A 4,057-nucleotide genomic window follows, 5' to 3' on the forward strand; every position below is an offset into this window, starting at 1 on the left:
GAGCGCCCGACAGTAGGGGCATGGATCAAGGAACGGGGCCGGGGTGCGTGCATCGCAAGGTGCGAGGAGGGAGGCACCGGAGGTGTTGGGTGTCGACCGACGAAGCCGGGGTACCCGTGCATCGCGCAACGATGGATGGGGAACGATGATGGGAGGTGCCTGCCCCGGCCCTGCATCTCGGTGCAGAACAGCTTGACCTTCGCCGCGTCGGCCGACGTCAGCTCGGCGACGGCATGCTCGGTCAGTGCCCGGTCCAACAGCGACAGCCCGGCGTGGCGCTGGGTCGGATCGGTCTTGACCGCGGTGACGAACAGGTCCGCGTTCAACCCGCCGGTGATGAAGGTCTTCGAGCCGTTGACGACGTAGTGGTCGCCCTCACGGCGGGCGGCGGGCGGTGGCCGCGATGCCGGCCCCCGTGCCGCTTCCTCGGTGACGACCGCGTTGATCTCACCGTCCCGCCATAATGGATCTTCCGGCGAGCGGTTCCCGGATCGAACGCCGGAACGGCAACGACCCAGGGTCGGTGCTCCCACAGCAACCCCGGGTCCTGATCCCCATCCCTGCGGACACAGGAGAATGAAAATCGACAGCTGCCGTCTATAAAACAGAATTATGATCTCCGTTGAAACGGAAGATCACAACTGTTTTCTTACTTCCAGACGGGGGAAGACCGGTAGCGGATCGGCAACGGTCGGGCCATTGTTGCCGCACTGGTGGACGATGCGGTGAGCAGCTTCAGGAAGGAAGGGTTCCAGCTGTGTCGCCAACACTCGGCATGTTTCAACGAGTTCGCCAAGCGCTGCATCAAGCGGTTGTGATGACGCGCCATCTTTGCGTTCGGATTTCGCCAGAGCCCATGGTGCGACGGCTTCGACGTAGCGATTTCCATGATCGCCGAGGCGTATGATTGTTTCGGTGGCGCGACGAAAGTCAAAGGAGGCTAGAGCCTCGTTGATATTTTCGCCGGCTTCGGCGCGAGCGGCTCTCAGATCTGCCGCCTCAAGATTGTCTGCCGCGATCGAAGGTATCACTCCGTCGCGGTAGCGTCGGACCATGGAAACGGTGCGGTTGACCAGATTACCTATGTTGTTGGCAAGGTCTTCATTGGCTCTGGTGACGAGGCGGGCGGCGGTGTAGTCGGTGTCTCCTGTGCGGGCGACGTCTCGTAGCATCCACCAGCGCAACGCATCGGTACCATATTGCGCGACGATGTCGGCGGGGTCCTCGGCGTTGCCGGCAGACTTACTGATTTTCTCGCCATTGGCAGTCAAGTACTCGTGTACAAGGATGGTGTCGGGCAAGCGAATGCCGGCAGAAATCAGCATTGCGGGCCAGTAGACCGCATGAAAGCGAATTATGCCCTTACCGATGACGTGAACACGCCGATCGGCATCGGTCCACCAATGACGGAACGTGTCATCATCGGTACCGTACCCTGGTGCGGTGATGTAGTTGGCAAGCGCGTCGTACCAGACATAAATAACCTGGTCGGGGTCGCCGGGTACGGGGATTCCCCAACCGCGTGCACGGGTCATACTGCGGGAAACGCTGAAGTCCTCCAGCCCAGCCTCGACAAAAGACAGAACCTCGCGCTTACGCGACGCCGGCTCGATGTGGAGCGTATCATCGGAAATAAGCTTGACAAGCTGTTCCTGGTAGCGACTGAGTCGGAAAAACCAGTTATTCTCCTCAACCATCTCCGGAATGATGCCGTGCTCGGGGCATCGGCCGTCGGCGAGTTCGTCCGGCGAATAGAATAGTTCACATCCGACGCAGTACAAACCGGCGTAGCTTTTACGGTAGAAATCACCGCGCTGTGCGCAGGCTGCCCACAGCTTGTTCACGCCTGGGCGGTGCCGTGGATCGGAACTTGTCTTGATGAAGTCGTCATATGAGAGGTTCAGGGACTCGCGAAGGGAGGCGAAACGCGCGGCGACCTTATCGACGTACTCTTGTGGAGTGATGCCCTCGGCTTCGGCACCCTGTACGTTCTTCAGGGCGTTGTCATCGGTGCCGGTCTGGAAACGGACGTCATCACCACGTTGGCGGCGGTGGCGCGCCAGGACGTCAGTCTGGACCATCTCCAAGGCGTGTCCGACGTGCGGTCTACCGTTGACATAAGGAATTGCTGTCGTCACAAAGTAGCGACCCATCACGGCCCTTCTGCCCCGCCGGTCGCCGCTTCGGGTTGAGGAGGCTCCGGGTCGGGGGCCTCCTCGTCAGTCGGTCAGGACATGCGGAGGAGGCCGGAGATCATCATCATCCGGCTACGCATCGCCATCGTGACGGCGGATGTCCCCAGCATGAGCCGGATCTTACACGAGATAGCGGCCGGGCTGGCTGCGAGTTGGGTCGACGGCGTCCCGTAGGGTCAGGCGGAATCGATCACCTGTGCCGCCTCGGCCGCTGCGGCGCGCGCACCCACGCACCCACGCCGCACGCCGCACGCCGCACGCCGCACGCCGCACGCGAGGTCAGATGACCCCGTCGTTGCGCCAGGCCTCGATCTCGGCGGGCTCGTAGCCCAGCTCGGCGAGCACCGCGTCGGTGTGCTCGCCGAGCGCGGGCACAGCGTCCATCGGCGGCGACCATTCGGCTGCGACCGGCGGCGGCAGCAGCGCGCGCACGACCCCGGTCGGCGTCGTCACATCGCGCCAACGCCCGCGGGCGGCCAGGTGCGGATGGTCGAGCACGTCCTGGACACCGTTGAGGCGCGCGTTGCCGAGCCCGGCCGCGTCCAGGATCTCCTGGGCCTCCTTGAGAGTGACGCCCTTGGCCCAGGCGCTGATCACCTCGTCGAGGTGGGACCGCTCGCGGACCCGGTCGGCGTTGCCGGCGAAGGCCGGGTCGTCGGCGAGGTCCGGCCGGCCGAGCACCGAACGGGCCAGCCGTTGCCACTCGCCGTCGTTGGTGGTCCCGAGCACGGCCGTCTGCCCGTCGGCCGTCACATAGGCGCCGTAGGGCGCCACAGCCGGCGAGCCCACCCCGGCCGGGTCCTGCTCGATGCCGGTGCCCATCGTGAAGTTCAGCGGGTAACCCATCCACTCGGCGACCACGTCGAACATGCTCACCGAGATCGCCGAGCCGCGCCCGGTCGCCGCCCGGGCGTAGAGCGCGGCGAGCACCGAGGTCAGGGCGTACATCCCGACGCCGAGGTCGGCCAGGGGGATCCCGGCCTTGGCCGGCCGGCCCGGCTCGCCGGTGACCGCGCACGATCCGGCTTCGGCCTGCACCAGCAGGTCGTAGGCCCGCTTGTGGGACAGCGGACCGCCCTCGCCGTAGCCCGAGATGTCGACCGCGATCAGGCGGGGATGCCGGGCGCAGGCATGTTCGGCGTCGAGCCCACGCCGGCTCGCCGCACCCGGGGCGAGGTTCTGGATGAGGACGTCAGCCCGGCTCAGCAGCCGCTCCAGCACGGCCGCGCCACGCGGGTCGGCCAGGTTGAGGCTCAGCGACTCCTTGCCCCGGTTGACCCAGACGAAGTGGGCGGCCATGCCGGCCTGCGCGCCGTCGTAGTGCCGGGCGAAGTCACCGCCACGCGGGTTCTCGACCTTCACCACCCGCGCTCCCATGTCGGCGAGGTGGCGGGTGGCGATCGGAGCCGAGACGACCTGCTCGAGCCCGACCACCAGCAGCCCCGCCAGTGGTCGCGGCCCGCCGCCGTCTGGTCCCGGCGAGCCTGGCCGCTGCGGCACCGTCATTGGTCCTCCTTGGGCGGCAACGGGGATGTCGTACCGACCGCCGCTGCGGTCGGTACCAGAGCCTGTCTGGTAGATCTACTGCATCTTTGCCTTCATCTCGTCCAGCCGCATCAGAACCGGGTAACCGCTGACGCTCAGGGCGTTGCCGTGCCCGGTCTGGTGAATGTCGAAGACCGACTGGATCGCGGCGTAGAAGCCCTACACGTCCAGGGTCTGGTTGACGGCACGTTTGGCCTGGCGCAGCCCGAACGATGGCATCGTGGCGATGTGCTCGGCCGCGCCGCCCAGCAGCAGCTCGCCCGCTTTCGCCCGCTTGAGCGCAAACTGAAGATCGTTCTCCCAGGTGAAGCCCATGG

At 65.7% G+C, this 4,057-nt stretch carries 4 protein-coding genes; 1 reads left to right on the top strand and 3 read right to left on the bottom strand.

The annotated features are described in order from the left end of the window. On the bottom strand, positions 1–533 hold a 533-nt coding region (locus U9980_RS11805), incomplete at its 3' end, for an acyl-CoA dehydrogenase family protein (protein WP_416210242.1). 102 nt (positions 534–635) lie between these two features. After that, positions 636–2,153, bottom strand: a complete 1,518-nt coding sequence (metG, locus tag U9980_RS11810) for a methionine--tRNA ligase (RefSeq protein ID WP_322767950.1) — start codon at positions 2,151–2,153, stop codon at positions 636–638. 81 nt (positions 2,154–2,234) lie between these two features. Here metG and U9980_RS11815 point away from each other — a divergent pair, with 81 nt between their 5' ends. Next, entirely contained in the window at positions 2,235–2,369 is a 135-nt protein-coding gene (locus tag U9980_RS11815) for a hypothetical protein (RefSeq protein WP_322767951.1), read from the top strand. A 105-nt stretch (positions 2,370–2,474) separates the two neighbouring features. Here the strand turns inward: U9980_RS11815 and U9980_RS11820 are convergent, their stop codons facing one another. Further along, positions 2,475–3,701: a CaiB/BaiF CoA-transferase family protein gene (locus U9980_RS11820; protein WP_322767952.1), complete on the bottom strand. Its 1,227-nt coding sequence runs from the start codon at positions 3,699–3,701 to the stop codon at positions 2,475–2,477. Between the last annotated feature and the right edge of the window lie 356 nt (positions 3,702–4,057).

The organism is Protofrankia sp. Cr1 (assembly GCF_963555865.1).
Taxonomy (GTDB): Bacteria; Actinomycetota; Actinomycetes; order Frankiales; family Frankiaceae; genus Protofrankia.

Excerpts from the sequence above, each read along its gene's own strand:
- metG (WP_322767950.1), bottom strand. The coding sequence starts at position 2,153 with ATGGGTCGCTACTTTGTGACGACAGCAATTCCTTATGTCAACGGTAGA.
- U9980_RS11815 (WP_322767951.1), top strand. The coding sequence starts at position 2,235 with ATGCGGAGGAGGCCGGAGATCATCATCATCCGGCTACGCATCGCCATC.
- U9980_RS11820 (WP_322767952.1), bottom strand. The coding sequence starts at position 3,701 with ATGACGGTGCCGCAGCGGCCAGGCTCGCCGGGACCAGACGGCGGCGGG.